This is a genomic window from Streptomyces sp. NPDC005070, from assembly GCF_053600395.1.
In genome coordinates this window covers 1-1,137 of the sequence record NZ_JBSFZS010000570.1, presented here as the reverse complement: position 1 = coordinate 1,137, position 1,137 = coordinate 1, and the positions used below count along the sequence as shown (strand labels likewise).

The window sequence follows — 1,137 nt, the reverse complement described above, 5'->3', positions numbered from 1 at the left end:
CGGACACGTCACCGGTCAGGACCTTCGTGCGCCCCACCGTCGCGTCGCCGGCCCGGCTCACGGCTCGCGCGATGGTGCCGTCCCCTCCCAGGACGTCGAGCAGCGTGCCGGCGCCGGAGGGCGCGGGCGGCGACGCCAGGCGCAGGAGCTGTCGCATCCCGGTCCAGCGGACCATCGTGCTGCGCTGCGCCCTGCGGTAGGAGTCGCCGCGCCCGGTGCCGTCCGAGTCGAACTCGGTGACCGTGTCCGCCAAGGCGCGAAGGGCCGCTTCGGCGCCCGGGCGCTCGAAGTCAAGGAGGGAGGACAGGAGCGGGTCGGCCTCCGCGATCCGGCGTCGGTAGGTGTCCAGGGTCATGGTGGGCAGATACGCGGACTCCCGCGCGGAGACGGCGAGTTCGGGAAGCGTGCGGGTGTCGTGCGAAACGGTCATGGCGGGTCGGTCCTCCAGGTGGCCGCTGAGAGATCAGCGGGATGGTGGTGGCGGCAGGTCTCGCATGGCGCCGATCGGTGACAGCGCGACGGGTATCCACGCCAGTGACGTGCCGGCCGCGGCCACCCAGAGCGCGGCTCTGGGGCCGGCGGACGTGGCGATGAGCCCGGACAGCGCCGAGCCGATGGGCAGCATTCCCCACAGGGCGAAGCGCATGGTGGCGTTGACCCGGCCGAGCAGCCCGTCGGGCGTCACCCGCTGCCGGTAGCTGACCAGGATGATGTTGCCGATCATGTTCCGCAGGTTCATCACGAGGAACGCCAGCGCGGCGACGGCGAGCCGGGCTCCGTGGCCGGCCAGGGGCAGCAGCAGGTACAGCGGGGCGCAGAGCGCCGCGGACAGCCACAGCACCCGCCCGTGTCCGAATCTCCGGGTCAGCGTCGGGGTGACGATCGCACCGAGTACGGACCCGACGCCCGCGACGGCGAAGAACAGGCCGACGCCCGCCTCCGAGAGGCCCACCTCACGGATCAGCACCACGGGCAGCATCGTCACGGTGATGCTGATGAACAGATTCCCGAGGCTGCTGGAGAGCGCCGCGGGCCCCAGCACCGGGTCCCGCACGACATGGCGCAGTCCCTCCCGTACGCCCCGACGCAGCGGAAGGGCATCGGCCCTCGCCGCGGACGGTGACCGGCCGCCATCGC

The 1,137-nt window shown here is 72.6% G+C and carries 2 protein-coding genes; both read right to left on the bottom strand.

Translation table 11 applies throughout. The features are described 5' to 3' along the window. Positions 1-430, bottom strand: a 430-nt coding sequence (locus ACWEBX_RS41235; protein WP_451889793.1) for a hypothetical protein, incomplete at its 3' end; no start/stop codon positions are given. Positions 431-463: 33 nt separating this feature from the next. After that, positions 464-1,137, bottom strand: a 674-nt coding sequence (locus tag ACWEBX_RS41230) for an MFS transporter (RefSeq protein WP_451889792.1), incomplete at its 5' end; no start/stop codon positions are given.